Raw genomic sequence first — 21,830 nt, 5'->3', positions numbered from 1 at the left:
GGCCTGGACCGTTTGTACGGTGTGATAGGTTTAACGCCGGCCGGGCATCTGGGAAGCAAGACAAGCTCTTACCTCCATGGCCGTCGAGATGGTAGAAGCGGGAAGCTTACGGGCCTCTGGCATAAGCCGGGCCCGGAAGCAACCCTTGCGCGCCGTAACCGAACAAGAACGGGCAAAATTAACGGGGTTATTGGCGCGGGCCTGGCGAACCCGCAGCCCACGTGGCCCCGCCTTGCACGCGTTTGGCCATCAGGTTTGTCGAACGGCCCGTGCGCGCCTGCATCGTGGCCGGCCTTGATCGCCCGGTGGCAAGGAACGCCCGGCAACCGCCGGCGGATGCGATCTCCACCTGGCGGTAACGCCAACGCTGTTCCTACAGAGCTGCGGGCCGCTTGCTGGACAAGACGGATGCAGTGCAACGGCAACTCCGGTCACCCGGTCCAGGCGGGGTAGACATGGCCCCGGACCTGTACCCGACCCCGTCTACGTTGCATCCAACCACTCCGAACGTTCTTATGCGCTTGTGAAGCGGAAGCGTTCCGACGCTACATCACGCCCCATAACCGATCGGCTAAGGTCGTCTGCCCCTTCCGAGCCGCTCTCTCAGATCATTTCAGCGAGGCTCCTGAAACTTCGCGCCGCTTTTTCCGTTGTACCGGTCCAGGATCGACAATCAAAAATCGGAATATAGAAAGCGAGTAGAATTGGATGGATCATCATTTTGTATTTGCTTCGGGCGGCTCGGACCGCCATGGAGCCCAGCCACACGGGTACGAAGCCGAGGAAAGCTCAGCGTCGAACGGGGGCTGTCGCAGCGCGGGCAAAACCTGCGCGAAGAAGAAACGCGGAACCGCCTCTCACCCGGATCGTTCGATGCGCGACCGTGACCGCGCTCGAAGGCCTGCAGCGGCTCTCCTCGCCAATTCAATTTAGGTTTTTCAGCGGAAATACCTCATGTCACTCAGACTGCAAGGACCATCGTTGCTGCTCAACTCCTACGCGTTCACAGATGTGTTTGGGGGGTGCGGAATGTTCATGGACATCACCTGGAACTGTCCAAAGACTGCTACCGTGAAAGATGTGGTGAACTGGATCGGGACCGCGTGTGGCCAATCTCCGGGTAAACGGTTAGCCAATATCGTAATGAATTTTCATGGTGACCCGGGACAAGTCCACGTCGGCGAAGCCTCCCCGGAGATCTTTCCTGGCCCGGGCAAAGGCGTGTGGGTCCCCGCCGAGTTCAACGACATCAATATCAAGAACGTCGGCGCTTTCGCAGCTTTGCGCAGCTATACGATTGGCACGATATGGTTCCACTCCTGCGCGTTAGCGGGTGGTCAAGCCGGGAAACAGTTCTGCCGTCAGCTTGCCCTCAACGCGCAGTGCAGGGTCGTGGCGCCGGAGGAAATCCAGACGGAATGGTGGGCCTTGCTGAATGTCCTGTTCATGCCGCAGGGCTGCATCGACGATTATGAGGGAAAGGTCTATCTCTGGCTTCCAAATGGCGATCAGCGGGATTTTGACCCGAATGGCGGAAACTGGCTTTAGAGAGAAATCGCGCTTGTGTGGCTGGCCAGTGCAGAAATCAGGTCACCCGGCAAAAGCATATACCCGAAATGCCCCGTTCTCATGAGGGTCGATCGGGGGGCACCTCGGTCTCCCTGCGTTCCACCTTGACGGCGTGCGCCTCGGGTTGCACGTGCGAGCCGTAGGCGTTGGCGTACACCTCGGTAAACTCCGCGCCGAAGAGCAAGATCTGGGCGGCGTAAAAGACCCACAGAAGCAAGGTGATCAGCGAACTGGCCGCCCCATAGGCCGAGCCGGCCGCGCCGCTTCCAAGGTATAAGCCCAGCACGAACTTGCCGATCCCGAAGAGCACCGCAGTCAGCGCTGCGCCAACCCACACGTCGCGCCAGGCGATCCTGGCATCCGGCAGGTAACGGAAAATCATCGCAAAGAGCAGAATGAGCACTGCAAGGTCGAACACAAGAAAGACCGCCAGTGCCACCGTATCGCCGCCGGGCAGCGCGCTTTTAAGATAGCCGCTGAAACCTTTGAGCAGACTTTCGACCGTCAGCGAGACCAGGAGGAGGAAGCACACCCCGCCCACCATCGCAAACGACAGAAAGCGCGCCCTCAAAAAACCCCAGACCCCTTGGCCGGGTTTGGGCTTGACGCTCCAAATCGTGTTGAGCGCGTTCTGCAGTGCGCCAAAGACACCGCTGGCGCCAAACAACGCGATAATGACGCCGAGGGCGCTCGCCAGGATGCCGCCTTTGGGTTTTGCGGCGTTGGCAGCGATGTCTTGGACGACCTTGATCCCGCTGGGATCGACGAAATAGCGCAATTGGTCGGTGATCTTTTCTCGGGCGTGCTCGTTGCCCCCATAAACCAGGCTGAAGACGGCCAAGAGCACCAGTACCAGCGGGGCTAAGGAAAAGACGGTGTAATAGGCCAGGGCCGCCCCCAGTTGCGGGCATTGGTCTTGAAGCCACTTCAAGGCGGTGTCTTTGAGCAGGACCCAGGCTTGAGCCGGTAAGGCCTTCGCGGCCAGCGGCTTACCGGCCGTCGTCTTGCGCGCCTCGGCGGGGCGATCCCCGTGCGTTTGGGGCGCGCTTTGGCTCGAAATATGGCGCGAAGGGGCCATTTCGGGCGCCGAGCGCTGGCGTTTGACGAACGGGGCCAAAATCCAGGTTTTCACCTTGGTTTTGACCACGGTCAGCACCACGGCCGTGAGTAACTCCCCGACTAAGGGCAGCAGCTTGAATTGCCCTTTGTCCCGCTCAGATGGGACCACGTAGACCTTCTGTTTTTTCTTCGGCATAAATCTCGATGTCGCTCGGGCCGGTCACGATTAAATGGCGCCCCCCGGCTGCGGCGCGCGTCCGCCCCTGATGCCCGCCGGGGCGTTTACGCATCAACTGACCCAGCCGCGCGTATAAATTTTTTAATTGCAAATTTTTACACTACCTAATTAATGCGAAAATGTCGACCGACGGCGTCTGAGCCCCCCACAACGCACGCAGCCTTCCCAGGCCCGTACCTCTTTGAGATCGGCGAGGCGCCTGAGCCCGGCGCGGGATGCCTTTTGCAAATGCGGCAGCCCGGCGCGCCGAGCACGTGAGCGTGCCGGACGTCTGCATCGAGGTGCAGTCGCCCAGCGACACCCTCCTAAACTCCGCAAAATGCCGGCAGCCTTCTTCGGGGTCAGCGTCCGAGATGCTTGGGTCTGCGACCGCAAAGCCAAAGTGAGCGTTTACGGCCCGGAAGGGCTGCTCGAGCGCTCCGCGCAGTGTCGTGAATTCCGCGACAAGATCCTGGCCCAGGCCATTATACATTGCTCTACAGCCGGGGGGCTCAGCGGAGGGGGCAAAACCCATTTTCCACCCCAACGGGGACGACGGGTCGGCTAAGCTTTCACAAGATTGAAACGGTATAACATGCCGCCCGTTCAGTATTGAATAGAAGCCGTTACCGGCAGTAAAACCGCTCAAGCATGATCCCGCGTCCCCGAAACGGCGATTGCCTAGGGATGGCCTTGGAATCGGCAGGCAAGCGCCTGGGCCGGGCCAAGTCCCAGGGCTTAGGGGGCATGCGCCCCGAGCTGGAATGGTTTGCCGACCTCGACGACCCGAGCACCCGGCGCGCCTACCGCCTCGACGTCCGGGACTTCACGGTTTTCGGCGGCGTGGAGCGCCCCGAGGAGATGCGCCAAGTCACCCGCGTCTACCTGATCGCTTGGCGCAAAGACCTCGAGTGCCGGGGCCTGGCCCCCGGTTCCATCCGGCGCAAGCTCGCCGCGGTCGCTTCCCTGTTCGATCACCTGTGCGAGGTCAACGCGGTCAGTCACAACCCGGTGTGCGGGGTCAAACGCCCCAAAGCCGACAATAACGAGGGCAAGACGCCGGCGCTGGGTGCCGGCCAAGCCCGCGCGCTGCCGGACGCGCCCCCGGCCGACACGCTCAAAGGCAAGCGCGCCCAGGCGATTTTGGCGACCTTCCTGCACCACGGCTTGCGCTGCGAGGCGCTCTGCGGCTTGCAGGTGCGCGACCTGCAAAGCCGCCCGGGCGTGCCCCACCTGGGCGTCTTGGGCAAGGGCAGCAAGGTCCGGTACGTGCCGGCGCAGCCGCTAGCGCCCCAATGGATTCATGAATACCACGCGTCTGTACGACCGGCGTCACTCCCGGCCGGAGGACATCCCGACTTTCCGCGTGGCATACTAAACTGAAACAGGGGCCTTATGTTACACTGTATTGCACCGTCGAGCGATCCGAGAGGAGAAACACACCATGGCACAATCCACACGAGATCAGGTCTTCATCAGTTACAGCCACAAGGACAAGAGGTGGCTCGGGAAGCTCCAGACCACGTTGAAACCCCTGGTGCGTAACCGGACCATCTCGGTTTGGGACGACACCAAGATTCGAGCCGGGGCGAAGTGGAAGGAGGAAATCAAAGCTGCCCTCGCGGCGGCCAAGGCGGCGGTCTTGCTGGTGAGCCCCCATTTTCTTGCGTCCGATTTTATTGTCGAGCACGAGCTTCCCGCCCTTTTGAGAGCAGCTGAACACGAAGGGCTGACCGTCCTGTGGATTCACGTCAGCAGCTCCTTGTATGATGCGACGGAGATCAACGACTACCAAGCCCTGCACGACATTGCGAGACCGTTAGATAGCTTAAGCCGAGCTGAACAGGGTCGTGTGCTGACCGAAGTCTGTAGACAGATTGCATCGGCAGCGGAACGTACACCAATCCCCGTGCTGCACTCACCCTCTATGCCCTGCCCGTACCCAGGTCTGGAGCCGTATGATGAAAGATTCTCAAATTATTTCTTCGGCAGAGATCGCGAGGTTCTGGACATTGCGAAAATACTGGAGGACAACGCCAACGTGGTTCTCTCCGGCATGTCGGGCGCCGGCAAGTCGTCCCTGATCGCGGGTGGGCTGATTCCAAGGCTTAAGAATCCAGGTTATCAGAACGCCAGCCGGCTGGTCGCGTATCGTTGGACGACGGTGTCCGTCCACCCGCAGCAGTATCCTGCCAGCGATCTGGAATTTGAGATTCCCGGGATTACGCGTGACGCCCCTGCCGCCGTACGAGACAGGTTGCAACGGGACGCCGCCGATCGTTTGCTAATTATCATCGACCCACTGGAACAGTGTTTCAGGAAGACAGAGCAGCACCAACAGTTCGCTAAAATACTCTGCCAGCTGGCGAGAGTCGACCAATGCTCCATCCTCAGCGCCTTGCATGCCGCCTTCCTTCCTGATTTAAGAGCGGCTCCCTGGCCAACGAACCGTGACGCGATTATCGACGTGAATCCACTTGAAGGTGACCGCTTGGCCGATGCGATCTCGCTGCCTGCGAAGAAGGTCGGGGTCGACCTGGAACAATCGCTGGTTGTTCTGCTCACAGCGGATGCCGCGGACGAACCCAGCCGCCTGCCGCTGCTGCAATCTACCATGGTGCATCTCTGGAGACACGAGATGAATGAACAATCACTACTTCTAGCCGCTTATGCAAAGCTGGCGACGGACAGCCGCGGCAGGTTGGCGTATGCCTTAACAAAAAACGCTAATGGCGCTATAAGAGAGCTAAGTCCTGACCAACGCGAGATCGCTCAACGCATTTTCCTGAGGCTAGTACAGTTTGTTCCGGGGAGACCTGACACGCGCAGAGTGCAACCCTTATCCGCGCTAAAAAACACGGGTGAGAGTGCATCGTCGATTCGTGAGGTTGTCCAGCACCTTGCAGATAAACAGCTGCTGACGATGAGACCGCCAGTGACCGACGATGTTGAAGTCACGTTGCTTAGTGATGCGTTAATCACGGACTGGCCGATGATGCAGGAGTTGCTTGGCAGGGAGCGCGAGGGGGAGCGAGTGCGAAGGCGTTTTGAGGAGAAAGCCCAGGAGTGGATTCGGTTAGAGCGCTGCGGCGGGTTGCTAGATGAGGGAGCGCTGGATGAACTCGACAGGTGGCTAGCGGAGGACGGAGCGCGGAACCATAGCTCGGACCTTGAAGCACTTCGGGATGCAAGTCGGTCCTATGTTGAGGAGGTTCGCCTTACTCGTGAAGGCGAGCAGCGTCTGAGGCGAGTTGCTCGAGCCGTCTCCCTTGCCGCAGATTCAAAGGCGGCACTGACTCAAGATCCCCAACGTGCCTTGGTACTGGCTATCGAGGCGGTGGAAGCGAGCCGCTCGTACGGTGAGATACCGGTTCCACAGGCTGAGGAGGCCCTGCGGATGGTGATGATCACACCGGTAATTAGACGCATACAGGATGGCCATGTCGGCACGGTCATTGGAATTACCTGTGACACAAATATGAGCGATGGTTGGGTTTTGATCATCGAATCTGGTGGCCGCATCACTCGATATTCGATCGCGGACGAGACCAGGACCACCATCGAACTCAGACCGCCTGAGGCACTCCGCTGCGCCAGCTTTGACCGAAGCGGCCGTATGGTCACAACCTGCGACAACGATGGCCCTGCTGTCGTTTGGGACCTTGCAACAGCTGCGGTTATCGCGACCTTGAAGCGACGCAAGGAGAGCATACGCGGAGTTGCATTTCGACCAGATGGGGATTGTGTGATAACGGCCGAAGAGGACGGCACCGTCCGGGAATGGTCAGCGCGAACAGGCGACGAAATACGAGCACTGAAGGGACATCAAGGTGCCGTAAATACGGCGGTTTACAACTCAACAGGAACGGCTATCGCCAGTGCGGGTGAGGACGCAACAGTCAGAATCTGGGCCACCGATAAGCAGCCGCTCGTTTTGCGAGGCCACGTGAATGGGGTGAACTGCCTCGCGTGGAGTCATAAAGGTGATCTGCTCATTTCCGGAGGTGAAGACCGTACTGTCCGGGTCTGGCAGGTGTCGAATCAGGGCCGCTTTCTCGCCGCATTCGAACAACATGAATCTGCCGTTCGCACCGTGGCGCTCACCGCGGACGGGAACTTGTCGATCACCGCGTGCGGCTCCGAAACCCTTCGCGTTTGGGATATGGCTGAGCTCCGTCGTCGGAGTAGCATCGTTAGACCCGGTACCAAGATGGAGGTTGTGGCGTGCGGATTAACCGGTCGCAATGCAGTGGCCTGGGACGGTTCATCAGTGCTTATACTAGATCCGGAGCGTTCGGAGCGTCTACCAATTCTGCGCTGCTATGGTTACGGCATCGCCGATGTTTGTTATTCGCCTGATGGGAAGCAGATCGCGGTATCTACGCGGGGCGGTATGTCAGGGCTGCGCGGGGATACGACTGTCTGGAATAGCGGTACAGGTCAACTGTTATATACAATTTTCGCGAACCCCTATGGAATTTTACGCAGTGCATTTGATCCGACTGGCTCGCTTCTCATGACGGTTGACGTTCAAGGACAAGGGGTGTTATGGAGCACGCTGGATGCCAGCCGTGTAGGAGCGATTGTCGTTGGCCACCAATTGCGCGCTGCCGAATTCAGTCCGGACGGGATGCGTGTTATCGTAATTGGGTCGCAATTTAGTCCCGTTCTGTGGGACATAACTGAAGGCAAACTGGTCAAATCGATACCCGATCCAGGGGGCCAGACGAATGCCGTAGCGTGGGCCCGTCGGAGCAACACGATTCTGGTCGGGTGCGCTGATGGCAGGATTCTGGCTTACGACGGCGCAACCCTTACGCTAATAAAGGCGTTGACCCGCCGCGATGCGTCAGTGGAGTCAGTGGCGGCGGCAGAAGATGGTTCCGTTGTGGCTAGCGCCTACCAAGACGGTTCGATTGTAATTTGGGATGGTCTGAGCGGTACGATCCGGTGCTCGATTCAGACAGGGTCCAAAGGTGTACCTAAGTTAGAGATCAGCCCGGATGGGAACACGTGTAGCAGCATCGCGGGAGACGGTCGTCTGCAGTTCTGGCATACTCGGACTGGCCAACTACGATGCAACCTGCCGTTGAATTCCGGGTCGGCGGCAACGGCACGATTCAGCGCTGATGGCCGGCTCTTCGCTGTCGGGACCAATGATTCAGGTCTAGTTAATACTGTCCGCCAGTACACGGTCGACCTTGATTCCGTGCTAAAAGTCGCCCAGTCCCTCCGTGCAGCAGGTGAGTTTTGAGATACTAATCGCCAGATCGCGTTCAAAGGACGGCACCCCAAGCCGAGCACGACCACCGGGATGACACAATTTGCTGCGCTGACATGCCGTTCCAGATCGTGTGTCCCAAAAAGCGATCGAATACGTTCCTGGCTCAAGGTCCGGGAAAAAGGCTTCCGACGCCGGCAACGGCTCGCTGCGGGTGAGGCGTCTTGAGTCTCTCAAAAGCCACAGAATCATCTGGGAGCTATCAAAACAACCGAAAACGAGAAGCGGTAAAGTACGCCCGGCGCAGGTTATGTTGACCTGCGGGGGCACAGGGTGAGGCGCAAACCGCACCCAATCGATAGAACTCGCAAAATTCGCCATCGCGCGCTGGCATTTGTGCATCTCCGTTGTCAAGCAATGAGGATGCCGGAACGGCCATCGCATTCCCGAACCGGCTCCCCCGCTGGCAAGATGTGCCCACGCAATGTTATGATAGTACTCGGCATCAACCTCATCCGGCAATTGCCGCTTCAGATCCAGGTATAGGTGGATGGGACCGTTCTCTGAATCGATGTAAGGGCGCGAATTTCCGCTTTGCTGCGCTGCATACCGCACAGCTGACGCCATGGTGATTGCGCACCCGATCGTATTTTCCGGATTATCGATAGTGCCGAAGTCGTATACATGGGTCGTGCTGAAATCGAGTTCGGGATGACGAAAAATCAGGTCAGCGTACCCGTTGGTAGGTGATGGCCCGAAACACGAAACTGTCAGCAGGTGGTTCTTGCCCCACTTTGCAAGCTCGCGCTCGCGCGTAAACGATGCGATCGCGGATATCCAATTGGATTGTTCGTGGACAGAGCCGCCCCATTCTGGGCCAATCTCGTTCATCAATTCGTAACCGAATACAGCGCCGGATCCACCCCAGCGATCCACAAAAAAGGCGATTCTATGCTTTTGTAGATCAAGTGCATCGGGACTGGTGCAGAAGTGCACTGGATTAGAAAACGAGCGCGAAGCGGCCGCATAAGGGTGACGGCCCCAACGCTGCACCATGTGAAACGTGTCCCAGAAAACGACTAGGAGCCGCATGCCGTGGCGCTCACAAAGCTTTATGAGAGCATCCCAGCATTCGACAGTTGAGGGATTGGGGACGCCCGCTTGTTCTTCAAAAAACCACGTGTCTTCATCGAAGTACTCGAGCATCAGCCGTATGACCGTAATGCCATAAGCGGCCAGCATGCTGATATACCGTTCGGCGCCTGCAATATCATGATGTCGAAACAGAGGCGCCAATCCTGGCCACGACATCGCCTCGTTGTGGCCGATGACGAGGAAAGGCGACCCATCTTGGGCCATAAAATAGCGCCGTCCAGGAGCTATCTGAATATGCGGAAGCGTGCTCACGGCCGGCGCGGCATCAGCTAAATCGATTCAGCACCTATGTCGTATTCAAGCGATATCGCCATGTCCTGTCCGTAATCCCCGAAAGACGCGCCGAACAGGTTCAGGCCGCCAACATTCCGGGCGTTAGGCCGAACTTCAAACCGAATGGCGATCACGTCCCCCGTTTCAAGCGCCAACTGCCCGATACGAACCGGTGCGATTGGGATGTCATCAATGCAGGCCGCATCCGGGGTAACAGACCAGCGCTTTAGAAGCCCGTACTGTGTGTCCAGCAGGGACCAGTATTGCGGCGTAAAGCGTCCGCGTCGGCCGCCGAAATCACCCGGCGATGTCCAGGTGCCGATCTCAATGCCGTTTATGGATACGGTGATGTCAGACGGCCATTCGTCGCAATAGCCAGGCGCCTCTGAGCACAACTCAGCGATGACCTCCAATCTCGTCACGCAGGCATTTCGAGGAAGAGCGTTACTTACAACATACTCAACAAAACCGCTGTGGAACCAGAGTAGTCCCGCATCTACGCGCCCGTTATTGTAAAAGGATTCTGGCTGGTCGGGAACGCCAATCACAGATCCCCGGCCAGCAAGTCCACACGGCGTCGTCACCCGAAAACGGCTGTACGAGCCGATTGGCACATTGAAACGCAGAGAATCGGGCACAGGTTTCAGCTCCCGCTACTTTAGATTACCGAGCTCGAATGTCCAGAAAAGGTTCTGGTGCAAGCGTTGATATCCTTTCGGCATTATTGGAGAGCGGGAGATTCCGGGGGACCGGATGCAAAGCAAAACCGGTGGGCTCCCGTCGGACTGTACTTGAGTCGTGGAGCAAAGCTGTTTGCTGGAGAGCATTTCAAAGCGGGGGCTAAAAGGAGCCGAGGCGCCGGCGAGCGGGTAGGCTGACGCTACCATGGAACCCGATCCCCAGCCCGAAGCTTACCTCCACACCTGGACTGGATCCGGGACATTCACCCGATGCTCTGGTGGCGCTTTCTCGTCCGGTCCGACGGTAGCCTGGCCGACCTGCACTTTGCCTTGCAGATCGGCTTTGCTTGAACCGGCTCTCGCATCCGCAAGAAGGACTACGCCGTGCCGCGTCGCCACGGGCTTGCCTGCCGTGATGCGCGGGCAATCAAGCTGGCCGACCTGCAGTTTCGCCTCGATGAGCGGTTCTTGTACGAGTACGACTTGCGGGATGGGTGCCAACTCCAGGTACGCCTCGAACATCGCTCGGCGGGCAAGGCCGAGCGGCCCTACCCGGTCTGTGTGGGCGGCCGCTGGGCGGGATCCCCGGAGGATTGCGGCGCCCAGCGCCTGGAGGCCGAGCTGGGAGAAGAGAAAGGGCACTTAATCGACGGGGTGCCAGCGGGACTGGGATGCGCTGCCCCCGCCGGGGCCGCCGATCACGGCGGGAGCAGGTGCGCACGAAGGCGCTCAACGACAGGCTTTGGGCGACTTTCGTTCGCTGGAATTCCGGGTTGCGAACCGATCAGGAAGCGAACCTGGTGAAGGAGGCTGCGTAGCCCCCGCTTTTATGCTCTCCAGTTTCACTGATCCGCGATACCATCGCGCCCGACTGGCCGGCTGCAGTCCAAAGGCCGGCTAATCGTCATCGTCATCCCGATCTGAACGCTGATAGCCCTGCCAGACCCATTGGAGTGCATAGCCCAAGGTCTGTGAAAAGGTTGCGTCATCAACGTGGTCCGCATTCCGGGCAAAGATGAATTGGTAGTGGTAGCCTTTGTCTGCGAGAACCTTGGCCATGTTTTCGTCCGCCAGCACCCAGTCGTGCATCCCGTCGTCCAGCGGGTTAGGGTACCAGAGATCACGGTCGCCGACCTCAAACCAGAAACGAATCGGTTTGCGCGGACTGTTGGGAATCAGCGGAGAGCCGAGCGTTAAGGAGCTAGGAGTCGGAAGGCCAAAGCCGTTCGCGTTCAGTAGCGGCCCGACCGGGCCCGTCCAGGGGCTGTGGTATTCCCAGGCGCCGCCACGCAATGCAGTGCTGTGAGGCCACTGCTGGTTGACCATCGTCGGCGAGTAAGCCAAAACGCGGTGGTACAGCTCCGGATGGAACCAAGCCATTGTGAAGGCGGCCGCGCCGCTCGAGCTGATGCCCATGGTCGCCCGACCGTCCGGATCGCGGGTCACGCGTATGCCTTTCATGCGCTCGACGAGCGGCAGCACACTCCTCTCGACGAACTCGGCATACGTGCCGGAGACCGCGTCGTACTCGAATCCGCGCTCGCTTCCCTGCGCGTCCTGGCCTCCTGCCTCGATAGTCACCGCGACCATCGGCGGGAGTTGCTGCTGGTGGATCAGGTTGTCGAGTACAGCAAAGAGGACGGTGTCGCGCGGGCCGCCGCCATCACCGACGACGAGCAGCGGGGCCTTCTTGCACCCGGTCAACCCCGCCGGTATGTAGACCGACACCGAACGCGTCCATGTTCCCGGATGACTGGTGGGGATGATCACGTTGGATGGATCCCCAGGGACGGTGGACGCTGAATTCACTGCGGCATTGGGTGAGCTCTCATCGCGGACGAACCCGGGGTTGTATACCCGGCTCTGCTCCGAGGTCATCGTGAACGTGGAGACGCTGCCCTTCGGCACGTTCTGTGCGATCGCCTCCGGCGCCGGATTGTGCGTAGGCCCAATGATGTAGTTGCCGTCGGCCCCTTTCGGCGGCATCGTCCCATCAGGTAGCTCGGTCGCCGGCGGGTACTTGGGATTGGCCGGATTGCGCGTCGGCGGGGTCGTATTGAAGGTCAGCCCACTGAGGTCGATATAGAACGGATCGTTCGGATTGGTCGTGTTGGCGCCGGGCGGTAGCTTCGGGGTCTGCGCCGATGCTATGTGGGATGCGCCCGCAATCACGAGAGCAACCGTGATCGCAATCGAACGACCTAGCCTTTTGGAAGGTCGATTCATTTAAGTGATTAGCATGGCAAGAAAGCAATAATCTGTCAAGGCTAACCAAACACGCTTGAAATTTCAGATCGAACGTGGTTGAGCAATTTTGGTCGTGGGATGGCCCGGAATCATAACAACGCGGCGGGAACGCTCGGTTGGTGTAGAATGCGTGGCCGTCGCTGTCGTAGTGACCTTTCCAGCCGATACGTTGCCGGTGGTAAAGGAATAGCCGACCACCTCACCGGGCTCGTTGATGGCGCAAGCCTCGCTGGTGTTACCGCCCAACGTACCGAGATTGATCATTGAACGAAGCCGGTGCGCCGAGTCGTGAGCGGTGAAGTCGTGGCTACCGCCACGGCGCGCGCGCCCAGGAACGGCTCCTATGACGCTCCCTTCATCTATTGCAAGGCATCGTCTATCCCAAGGCATCACCCCGAGCCGACCTTTCCCATTCAAACCGGGATCGGTAAGTGCCGTTGGTGAGCTCGACGGTGTCCCGCCAAATCTCACGCATACGTATCACGGAGGCGTGAAGTTCGGAGGCGTCAGCCCCGGCCCGAGTCAGCACGCCTGCCAGGCGCGACTGGAAATGGGGCGGGTGCAACGGCAGACCCTCGACGACGCGTGCCGCATCCTTGTCACTCAGAAAGTAGCGTTCGTTCAACGCAAAGAGCGCTTGGATCAGGTACTGAGCCACCCGGGTCAGGCAGCCAGCCGCACCGTACACATCGGCCCGCTCGGCAAACTGGCGAGCATGGAGCAAACTGAACTCCGCGCCCCATAAACTGCCTTGGACAATCCGCGCTTTGAGCCGTTCCGGGTAGGTGCGGATCGCTTCTTTGAGCCGGGCAATCTGGCCGTGCGGATCATGCAGGGGCACGCAGGCTTCGGTCTCGCCGAAGTAGATCACGCTACGAAACCCGTAAGGCGGCTGCTGATCGTAATCGTGACGCCACACGCCGCGTTGGCCTTCGGCGAGGGTGGTTTCCACCTGGTCCAGGTTTCGATAAAGCAGGTCCACTTTGCCCACCGGCGTCTGGATCCATGCACCGCCGTTTACCCAGGGCCCCCATTCGTAAAAGCCCGTGACGACGGGGCGCGTCTCCGGCCGGGCAATCCCCTCGGCAAAGGCGCGAACCTCGTCGACCGAAACGGGACAGCCCTCGCGGTAGTAGACGCCGATGTCCAGATCCGAATCGAGACGGGCCAGGCCAGACGCGTGGGAGCCGCCCAACACAATGGCCTGGATGTGGGGGACCCGGCGAAGGCCATCACGGATTTGTTCGACCATCCGTCGCTTCTCGGCGGGCAAAAGAATCAGCTGCAGCGCGGGCATAGGCATACGGTGTGTTGAGCGAAGCGGGTTAGCGGGGGGGGTGTCCGCAGTGAAGCCATCGGCGGCATACTGGGGGTAACGGGAGGGAATCTGCAATAAAACCTAACAAGAGCCGGATGCTCCGGCCAGGGCGCCGCGGCAGGGAATGGGGGTCTTCTCGGAAAGGAAGGTTTTTGAGAACCACGGCCGACCTCCAACGTTTAAGCGCGTCCACCCGCAACTGCAGTTAGACGCTTCGAAAAAGGCAGGTTGCAAGCGGGTCCTCACCGACACTGCGGCTGGTGCCCGGAAGAACGCAAGGGCTTGGCCGAAGCCCTGTCGCATTTGCGCGAGCCGGATGGGGCGGTGGTTTGAAACCTGGATCGTCCGGGCCGAACGGTCAAAGACTTGATCGACTTGGTGGCCGAGCTTGAGCGCCGGCGCGTGCACTTTCAAAGGGGCGGGTCTTTTTGCGCTTCGTTTAACCCGCCCGGCGTGATAAACGTTGGGGAGCAGCTCGTGGACGCTTCACTCCCCAAGATTCGCCGCGTGCGCGCCACCCCAGTGGATGTGCCGTTGGGGCGGCCGCACCCGACGGCCAGCGGCGTGGTCCGCTCCGCCCCGCTGATGCTGGTGGACTTGGAAACCGACCAGGGCCTGACCGGCCACGGTTACGCGTTCTGCTACACCCCGCTTGCCCTGAAGCCCATTGCCGAGCTCACGGAAGCCCTGCAGCCCCTGATCCAGGGCGTGACGGCCGCCCCGCTGGCCTTGGCGCAGCAGCTCCAAGGCCGTTTCCGCTTGCTTGGGCCGCAAGGGTTCACCGGCATTGCCATGGCCGCCATCGACATGGCGGCGTGGGACCTGCTGGCCAAGGCGGCCGGGTTGTCCCTTACCCGGCTGCTGGGCGGCGAGGAGAAACCCATCCCCGCCTACCACAGCCTCGGCATGGCCGGGCCGGAGGGGGCGGCACGGGAAGCCGCCGAATCGGTCGAACGGGGTTTTCGCTGCGTGAAGTACAAAGCCGGTTACCCGCACGTCGAACAGGATCGCGCGGTGGTTCGCGCGGCCCGGGACGCGGCCGGCGCCGCCTTGCAGGTCATGGTCGATTATAACCAAAGCCTCTCGGTGCCGGAGGCGATTGCGCGCGTCCAGTCGCTCGAAGATGAGGCGCTGGTGTGGGTGGAAGAACCAACCCGGGCCGATGATTTCGCGGGTCACGCCCGCATCGCCGCCGCGTGCCGTACGCCCATTCAAATGGGCGAAAACCTGTGGGGCCCGCACGACCTGACCAAGTGCCTGTCCGCCGGTGCCTCGGATTTCGTGATGCTGGACGTGATGAAAATCGGTGGGATCACGGGCTGGTTGCGCGCGGCGAGCCAAGCCGAGGCGGCCGGCTTACCGGTCTCGAGTCACCTCTTCCCGGAACTCAGCGCGCAGCTGCTGGCGATTTCCCCGCAAGCGCACTGGTTGGAATACGTGGATTGGGCGACGCCGATCCTGGAGCGGCCGTTGGCGCTCAAGGACGGCTTTGCACTGCCGCAGACCGAAGCAGGCTGCGGACTTGCGTGGGACCAGGACGCCGTAGAGCATTACCGGGTTCGTTAGCCAGACACCCCCGTCACGAACGGATCGTCATGAGCCTGCCCACCCCCCTTCGAGTCGGTTTCTCCCGCCCCGCACGCGGCGGCGATCGCATGTCCGCCGGCTGACCATCCACTACGAACGTCGCGCTGACATCGATGAAGCCTCATTGTGCCTTGGCTGGATGCGTATCTGGTGGAACTTCATTCACCTAAACGGGTTTTCTTAGGGCCTTTTGTTGCGGTTGCACGGACTCGCAAGGCGCCGTACGATGGTCAACGGCTTGCGGGCGATTTTCTGATCCCCCGGCGCCGCAGTCCCTGGGCGCTGCTCGGTCCGGGGTTTCGCTCGATTCGCAGGAGGACTTGACATGAACAGGCTTAGGTTTTGGACGCATTTCAAAGCGGATTGTATCCGGCTTTTTCCCGTGACGGCGTTGATGGCTGGTCTCTGCCAGTCAGCGGTGGCCACTGCGTTATACGTCAACCCGGGCGGGGTGCCGGGCCATTACGCTACCATCGGCGCCGCAGTGAAGGCGGCAGCCGCGGGCGACACGATTTATGTGAGTCCGGGCGTGTACAATGAGGGCGTCGTCATCGGCACGTCGCTCTCCCTTGTCGGCTCAGGTCGCGGCCGGTCGATCATCAACGCGGCGGGCCGGCCGAACGGCATCTACATCGACGGGAAAGATAATAATCCTCCCGGCCTGAGCAGGGTTGTGGTCACCGGGTTCACGATTGAGAACGCCAGGTTTGAGGGCATCCTGGTGACTGACGCCTCCTTCGTCACCATTTGGGACAACGAGGTGAGCTACAATGACCAGGCACTTAATGTCTCGGGAAACTTACCGGCTTGTTCCTCCGACTTGCCGGGTTTCGAGACGGAGGAAGGCGAAGATTGCGGGGAAGGCATCCACCTTATAGGCGTCGATCACTCCGTCGTGGCCAATAACATCTCCCAGAATAACTCCGGCGGGATTCTGCTCAGCGACGAGACGGGCGCCACCCATCACAATCTCATCACCAAAAACCTGGTGCGCGATAACCCATTCGACTGCGGAATCACGCTTGCGTCTCACCCGCTCGCCCCGGGCATCAACGGCAGTGATTCGTTCGGCGTCTTTAACAACACCATAGCTCATAACGACTCGATTCATAATGGGCATCAGGTCCCGGGCGCCGGTGCGGGCGTCGGCATTTTTGCGGCCGGGCCGGGTAACCGGGCCTACGCCAACGTGGTCATCGACAATGACCTTACGAATAATGGCCTACCCGGTGTGACCATGCACAACCATGCAGCTCCCGGACCGGGCGACCCCGCGGTGAACCTTAACGACAACGTCATCACGAACAATCGCATCTCGGGCAACGCTGCGGATACGGAAGATGCCGCAACGCCGGGCCCGACCGGGATAAACGTCTTCGGGCGCGTCGGCATCACCGGCACGCTCATCTCGGGCAACGTCATCTACAACGAACAGGACGATATCGTCACCAACACGCCCGCTAAGGTCGATGCGCATTTGAACGACTTGGTTGGTGCGCCCGTCGGCTTGGCCAACATCGGTCCCGGGACGGTTGACGCCACGGAAAACTGGTGGGGCAGTCCCAGCGGCCCCGGGACGAGGGGGGCAACAGCCGTCAGCGGTTCCGGAGTTAACTATACGCCATGGTTAATATTCCCGATCCCCTTCGAGGTTAGAAGGTAGGAGCCGGTGCGCATTTACGATACGGCCGTGCCGGCCGGTTGCGACCCGGTGCGGCAACCGCGCAAGCGCCGGAAGTTGAAAGCGGCCGATGCGCGGAGCCTCGCGATCGGAGTCTCAGGGGAGAGCAGAAACCTTTTCGGAAGGGATCGGGTCGAGAACCTCTGAGTCTGCCAGCTAATTCGAATGACCCTGAGAATTCGACAGCCACCCGTGTGGCATCCAGATGACTGGTTGCAAACAAAGTGGCGACATTCAGCCTCTGAAGCGTTCTCGTCAATCTGGTAGACCGTGGTCTGTGCAGAAAGGCCGCCTTGTCCTCACTGGGTGTTACAGATGAGATTGTAATCTGCGGGATGCGAAGCGGCATTGCGTGTGCCGATACGGGGTTTTGGGAACAACAATGGCACGAAGAGTCCGGTTAAGGGGCTGCAAAAGGCGACCTGCTGTATGACCTAATAAGACGCCCGCGTTCGCCGTCGAATTTCCGTTTTTGGTTTTGGCCCCGCCACTTTCCAGGCCAGATCCATCGATCGCGCAGTGTTTTCCATCCTTGCGGGACTGAAAATTACCGGTTCCGCCAGTCTCCTAAGGCGTCACGTCCGTACGCCCATCCTGACAAACGCCCGCCCGGCCGGGTTGGATTTGCTGAAGGGGCGGCAGAACCCGCCGCCCGGGCTCGCCAGGGATTGGCCGCAAAGGCGCGTGCAGAAACGCGACGCCAAGCCGGTCGTCCATGCCCGGAAACCGGCGAATCGATTTTTACGCTCCCTCGACCCAATCCCGTTTTTGCTGGGTTACTGGCTGCTCGGGGTGGCCGTCGGGGACGGCACCGCGGCCGGTGGTGGCGTTACGTTGAAGGTCAGCATCCGAATCTTCCAGCTCTCGCCCTCACGAACATTAATCGCTCCAAAATGGCCCTTCAGCTGTAGCTGACTACTGCTCTTGCCTTGAAGCGTAAAACTCCATTCCCCGGTTCTCCAGACCTCATTGCCGGCCGTTCCTATCAGGTGAGGGGAGCCCGGATCGTCGTTGTTGAGATGGTTGCTGTAATGCCCTTGCTGGAACATCCCGGCAAAACGCTGCTGGATGGCCTCCCGACCGGCCACAGACCCTTGCGGAGTCACCCAAACCGCGTCTTGGGTGAAAAGCGCGGCCAAGGCAGCGGCATCCCCGTTATTGAATGCCTCGTCAAATTTCTTGTCAATCTGCTCGTCTATCTGCGCGTGCGTCTGCGAATCGATCGTGTCCTTCTGTTGGGCGACGGTCGGCAAGGCAAAGCTGATTGCCAAACCTACAAGGGCAAGGAGTAAGCGTATTTTCATCGTCTTGTTTCGGGGGTGCCAGGGTGGTTTGTCGCCGAGGTATCCGCGGCAGGATTTCCCTCATTGCCGGGACAGAAATAGAAAGGTGGCCTTCAGTAAAAAGGTATTGGGGCGACGCCCCATTAGACGCTTCGCCCGATCTGGCGTCAATAGGCAATCCGGTCGGAACCCGTGACTAGCGGCGTGGGATCTGCAATGCCCCTGCCCCTTTCGAAAAGGATTTACCGGGCCTTGTGGCGATGCAAACCCCACAGGCCCGACTTTGAACCAAGCACCGGACCCTCATGGACGCGAAGAGCACCCTTCCGCAAAGCATTTGCGCCCGAACCCGTCGGGCAAACCGCGCGGGCAAAGCCCGCAGCCTTTGCCTCCTTCCCGCCGAAACCGGCAACGAAATCTACGATGTAGCGTGTGGCCCGGCCGCGGGGCAGATTTTCCTCGCCGGTAAGGCCGGCCCGGGCTACCTCGAGGCCGGCGGTTCTACATTGCGCCCGGTCAGCGTGGATCGGGTGGACCGGTTTCGCGCCCTGACCGTGCTGCAGAAGGACCACCTGCTGTTTGCCGTCGGCGGCGACGGCTGGTTAGTACTCCAGGCTTAAACTACCGGCAGTGCAGCTCAGCCAAGGCTGTTCTGCGGTGCTTTGGGCAACACACGATAGTACCTTATCTGCGGTACGCATTCGTCCGGATCAAAGAAAGGGGGCCGATTCGCTTCGGTCCGTTTCGACCGGGCCTCCTCGGGTTTGCTTTCAAATCTCAGGCAGCGGACGACGTACCCGTTCTCGAAGGATGGCATCAATATTCAATATTGATATCAATCTCGAACAATGCGATCATCCTTGCATGCCATCCCACGATCGTGACCTGCCCAAAGCGACCACGGTTCGGCTTGACCCTAAGCTTCAGGAAGGATTGGCCCTCCTCGGCCAAATTCTCAAAAAACCGCTGAACCGCCTCGTCAACGAAGCCGTCGCGGCCTTTCTCCAGACGCGTTCGGCAGAGGTCGAAGCCGACTTGGAGCAGGTCCTGAAGCGCCTCCGGGCTTACCGTGCCAAGGACCCCGAGTTTGAAACTGCCATCGCGGCCTTTGCGGAGGCGGAAGCCAAGCGGGGCGCTGGAGATCCCGCGGAAGGTCGCCCGCAACCCCAAACGGGTCCTGCCCAGAGTTTGGTCCAGGAGGCGATAAAAGGCTAAAACCATGGCCGGCTGGGACGAGGACAGTCCGCAGCTGTTCGAGAACCTGACCAAAATCTTGCGCGAAATTCGTGACGGCGCCAAGCGCCGCGACGCGCTGACGCTCGAATCTGCACGTGGGTGGCACCGCGGCGCGATGGCCGGGCTGGAAGTTCCGTTTCCTGAGTGCGTGGGCAAATACCGGGGCGAAGCCGGCCTTACCGAAATTCACGTCGGGATTGGTACGGCCGAAGGCGTGCCCCCCACGCAGGTCGCCGCCCAATTGAAGGCGTTCGAAGCCCGCCTTCAGCGTGCCTTGGCGGTCCTCGACCGGCTTTACCCGCGCGACCGGGAGCTCGACGCGGACGGATTGGCGGCGGCCATTGACGCGGCGGCCTGGGCGCACGCGGAATGGGTTCGCATCCACCCTTTCGCCAACGGCAACGGCCGCACCGCGAGGCTGTGGGCCAACGCCGTTTTCATGCGTTACGGGCTACCTCCGGCGGTTCGGCTACGTCCGCGCCCGGACGGCGGCTACGCTAAAGCCGCCGCTCAGGCCATGCGCGGCAACTGGCGACCGACGGCAACCGTCTTTCGGGAGATGCTCGAGTCGGTGCTTTGACTTGCTTTGGAACGCATTGACTTCTGCGGGCCGGTCCGCGTGGGATCAAAACGATGCGTCTCGTGGGGGTCGTTCTGATTTTTCTTGGTTTACCGCTTGCGGCGCAGCCGCAGCCGATGCTGCCGAAACCTGGGCTCACGCGAGAGTGGAAAAAATCGGGGGCTAAGCGGCCTTCGGCTTGGGCGTTAACTGCATGCCCGGATACCGCCGGGACAACGTGGCGCGCCAGTCGCCGTTCAAGACTTGGGCCCGGATTTGCAGCAGAAAGTGCGCACCCGCAGGCGTCCAGCGCATCTGCTGTTTCCTGACGAACCTTTTGCGCACCACCTGGTTGACGGCCGACTCCACAAAGGCCGTGGAAATGGTCTTTCCCTGCCGGGAACGTTCGCCGTAATTGGGGACGGAGGCGCGGTTGTTGGTGAGGTAGGTCTCGAAGGCGCGCACCGCTTTAAGCAACTTACGGTGCTCCGGGCTGCCGTGTCCGACGTCCAAGGCATAGGCGAGCTCATCGGTGAGTTCCAAGGCCCGATCGACCTTCCCGTGCCAGAGGTTCCACTTCAGGTGCTCCAGCATTTCTTCCAGGTCGGCGCTCAGGTCCCGGTAATCTTCGGCCTTCACACCCTGAGCCATTCGACCCATCGTCGTCAATCGCATGGTGACGTTTATCGAATTCTTTCGATAAACGTCATTGGACTAAACCGCTTCGCGGTAGCCCGTAGCGCCACCTGCCGGGGTTAACCGGCGTACCCGCCACGGCTTCGAGCCGAGCTTTCTGCGCCTGTTCGGACGTGAGCGCCCCGGAACGCGCACGCCACTGCTCCTTGCCGCACATTGGTGGTCGCAAAGGAGCATCCCATGACATCCCTTCGTCAACGCATGATCGGGGATATGCAGGTGAGGAATCTCTCGCCCCATACCCAAGCCTCGTACGTGCAACAGGTCTCGCTGTTCGCACGCCACTTCCGTCAATCCCCCCAAGCCTTGGGCCCCGAAGCGGTTCGCGCCTACCAGCTTTACCTGATCAACGAACGCAAGCTGGCCACCAGTTCGATCCTTATTGCGGTAGCCGCCCTTCGGTTCCTCTACAAAGTCACGCTTCACAAGGACTGGCCGTGGGACCAAACCATCCCGGCGCCCAAAAAGCCCCAGACCTTGCTCATCGTCTTGAGTCCCGAAGAAGTCCGGCACTTTCTGGGCTGCGTGCCCAACCTCAAGCACCGCACGATCCTGACGGTATGCTACGCGGCCGGCTTACGCATCTCGGAGGCCATCCGGCTCAAAGTCCCCGACATCGACAGCCAACGGATGGTCATTCGGGTCCACCAAGGCAAGAGCCAGAAAGACCGTTACGTGATGCTTTCGCCCAAGCTGCTGACCATTTTGCGCGCTTGGTGGCGCGTGGCCAGGCCCCGAGGGTGGCTCTTCCCGGGAGAGGGCGTCGGCGGTCACATCACCCGGATGGCGGTCGAGCACGTCTGCCAGCAGGCCCAGCGACGCTGCGGCATCCCTAAACCGGTCACCCCTCATTCACTTCGGCACGCCTTTGCCGTTCATTTGCTGGAATCGGGCACCGACGTGCGCACCATTCAATTATTGCTCGGTCATCGCAGCCTAACCACCACGGCCCGCTACCTGCGCATCGCCACTTCCAAGGTGTGCGCCACCCAAAGCCCGCTCGATCTGCTGCCGCAGCCCGTGGCGGCGGAGCCCGAGCCGGCCCCACC

General features: G+C 60.3%; 19 protein-coding genes. 11 read left to right on the top strand and 8 right to left on the bottom strand.

The features are described 5' to 3' along the window. Positions 1–954 precede the first annotated feature (954 nt). Complete coding sequence (locus tag JO015_19920) at positions 955–1,548, top strand: hypothetical protein (protein ID MBW0001369.1); 594 nt, start codon at positions 955–957, stop codon at positions 1,546–1,548. Between the two features lie 79 nt (positions 1,549–1,627). Here the strand turns inward: JO015_19920 and JO015_19915 are convergent, their stop codons facing one another. Beyond that, positions 1,628–2,647 carry a YihY/virulence factor BrkB family protein gene (locus JO015_19915; protein ID MBW0001368.1) on the bottom strand — a complete coding sequence of 340 codons (1,020 nt, stop codon included), beginning with the start codon at positions 2,645–2,647 and terminating at the stop codon, positions 1,628–1,630. A gap of 538 nt (positions 2,648–3,185) precedes the next feature. On the opposite strand from JO015_19915, the gene JO015_19910 reads away from it, so the two are divergent. The 3 genes from JO015_19910 (at position 3,186) to JO015_19900 (ending at position 8,099) form a co-directional block, all read left to right on the top strand. Continuing rightward, positions 3,186–3,413 carry a hypothetical protein gene (locus tag JO015_19910; protein ID MBW0001367.1) on the top strand — a complete coding sequence of 76 codons (228 nt, stop codon included), beginning with the start codon at positions 3,186–3,188 and terminating at the stop codon, positions 3,411–3,413. A gap of 119 nt (positions 3,414–3,532) precedes the next feature. Further along, positions 3,533–4,228 (top strand): site-specific integrase, encoded by a 696-nt coding sequence (locus JO015_19905; GenBank protein MBW0001366.1) that lies wholly within the window; start codon positions 3,533–3,535, stop codon positions 4,226–4,228. Positions 4,229–4,289: 61 nt separating this feature from the next. Next, the gene (locus JO015_19900; GenBank protein MBW0001365.1) at positions 4,290–8,099 is read left to right on the top strand and encodes a TIR domain-containing protein; all 3,810 of its coding nucleotides are present in this window, start codon (positions 4,290–4,292) and stop codon (positions 8,097–8,099) included. On the opposite strand, the gene JO015_19895 is transcribed toward JO015_19900, so the two are convergent. Both JO015_19895 and JO015_19890 read right to left on the bottom strand, forming a co-directional pair. Continuing rightward, positions 8,058–9,473: a hypothetical protein gene (locus JO015_19895; GenBank protein ID MBW0001364.1), complete on the bottom strand. Its 1,416-nt coding sequence runs from the start codon at positions 9,471–9,473 to the stop codon at positions 8,058–8,060. The two genes, JO015_19900 and JO015_19895, sit on opposite strands and share 42 nt — an antisense overlap. Before the next feature lie 17 nt (positions 9,474–9,490). Continuing rightward, on the bottom strand, positions 9,491–10,132 hold the full coding sequence (locus tag JO015_19890; protein ID MBW0001363.1) for a hypothetical protein: 642 nt from the start codon (positions 10,130–10,132) through the stop codon (positions 9,491–9,493). A gap of 426 nt (positions 10,133–10,558) precedes the next feature. On the opposite strand from JO015_19890, the gene JO015_19885 reads away from it, so the two are divergent. Next, positions 10,559–10,978 (top strand): hypothetical protein, encoded by a 420-nt coding sequence (locus JO015_19885; GenBank protein MBW0001362.1) that lies wholly within the window; start codon positions 10,559–10,561, stop codon positions 10,976–10,978. Positions 10,979–11,071: 93 nt separating this feature from the next. On the opposite strand, the gene JO015_19880 is transcribed toward JO015_19885, so the two are convergent. From JO015_19880 to JO015_19870, 3 genes are all read right to left on the bottom strand, one after another. Next, positions 11,072–12,400 (bottom strand): esterase family protein, encoded by a 1,329-nt coding sequence (locus JO015_19880; GenBank protein MBW0001361.1) that lies wholly within the window; start codon positions 12,398–12,400, stop codon positions 11,072–11,074. A gap of 63 nt (positions 12,401–12,463) precedes the next feature. Then, positions 12,464–12,685, bottom strand: a complete 222-nt coding sequence (locus tag JO015_19875; GenBank protein ID MBW0001360.1) for a hypothetical protein — start codon at positions 12,683–12,685, stop codon at positions 12,464–12,466. 112 nt (positions 12,686–12,797) lie between these two features. Next, entirely contained in the window at positions 12,798–13,718 is a 921-nt protein-coding gene (locus JO015_19870; protein ID MBW0001359.1) for a DUF4037 domain-containing protein, read from the bottom strand. A 498-nt stretch (positions 13,719–14,216) separates the two neighbouring features. On the opposite strand from JO015_19870, the gene JO015_19865 reads away from it, so the two are divergent. Together JO015_19865 and JO015_19860 are read left to right on the top strand one after the other, a co-directional pair. Further along, complete coding sequence (locus JO015_19865; protein MBW0001358.1) at positions 14,217–15,305, top strand: mandelate racemase; 1,089 nt, start codon at positions 14,217–14,219, stop codon at positions 15,303–15,305. A 346-nt stretch (positions 15,306–15,651) separates the two neighbouring features. Further along, positions 15,652–16,989: a right-handed parallel beta-helix repeat-containing protein gene (locus JO015_19860; protein MBW0001357.1), complete on the top strand. Its 1,338-nt coding sequence runs from the start codon at positions 15,652–15,654 to the stop codon at positions 16,987–16,989. A gap of 794 nt (positions 16,990–17,783) precedes the next feature. On the opposite strand, the gene JO015_19855 is transcribed toward JO015_19860, so the two are convergent. After that, positions 17,784–18,311, bottom strand: coding sequence for a nuclear transport factor 2 family protein (locus JO015_19855; GenBank protein ID MBW0001356.1), 528 nt, complete (start codon positions 18,309–18,311; stop codon positions 17,784–17,786). Between the two features lie 284 nt (positions 18,312–18,595). Between JO015_19855 and JO015_19850 the strand changes: the two genes are divergently transcribed. From JO015_19850 to JO015_19840, 3 genes are all read left to right on the top strand, one after another. Continuing rightward, on the top strand, positions 18,596–18,910 hold the full coding sequence (locus JO015_19850) for a hypothetical protein (GenBank protein MBW0001355.1): 315 nt from the start codon (positions 18,596–18,598) through the stop codon (positions 18,908–18,910). 244 nt (positions 18,911–19,154) lie between these two features. Next, positions 19,155–19,505 carry a hypothetical protein gene (locus JO015_19845; GenBank protein MBW0001354.1) on the top strand — a complete coding sequence of 117 codons (351 nt, stop codon included), beginning with the start codon at positions 19,155–19,157 and terminating at the stop codon, positions 19,503–19,505. A gap of 4 nt (positions 19,506–19,509) precedes the next feature. Then, the gene (locus tag JO015_19840; GenBank protein ID MBW0001353.1) at positions 19,510–20,106 is read left to right on the top strand and encodes a Fic family protein; all 597 of its coding nucleotides are present in this window, start codon (positions 19,510–19,512) and stop codon (positions 20,104–20,106) included. Between the two features lie 162 nt (positions 20,107–20,268). Here the strand turns inward: JO015_19840 and JO015_19835 are convergent, their stop codons facing one another. Next, the gene (locus JO015_19835; GenBank protein MBW0001352.1) at positions 20,269–20,760 is read right to left on the bottom strand and encodes a hypothetical protein; all 492 of its coding nucleotides are present in this window, start codon (positions 20,758–20,760) and stop codon (positions 20,269–20,271) included. A gap of 201 nt (positions 20,761–20,961) precedes the next feature. On the opposite strand from JO015_19835, the gene JO015_19830 reads away from it, so the two are divergent. Then, on the top strand, positions 20,962–21,830 hold an 869-nt coding region (locus JO015_19830), incomplete at its 3' end, for a tyrosine-type recombinase/integrase (GenBank protein MBW0001351.1).

This window comes from Verrucomicrobiota bacterium, assembly GCA_019247695.1.
Classification (GTDB): domain Bacteria; phylum Verrucomicrobiota; class Verrucomicrobiia; order Chthoniobacterales; family JAFAMB01; genus JAFBAP01.
Note: the sequence above shows the minus strand (reverse complement) of the source record. Positions and strands in the feature narration are given on the sequence as shown.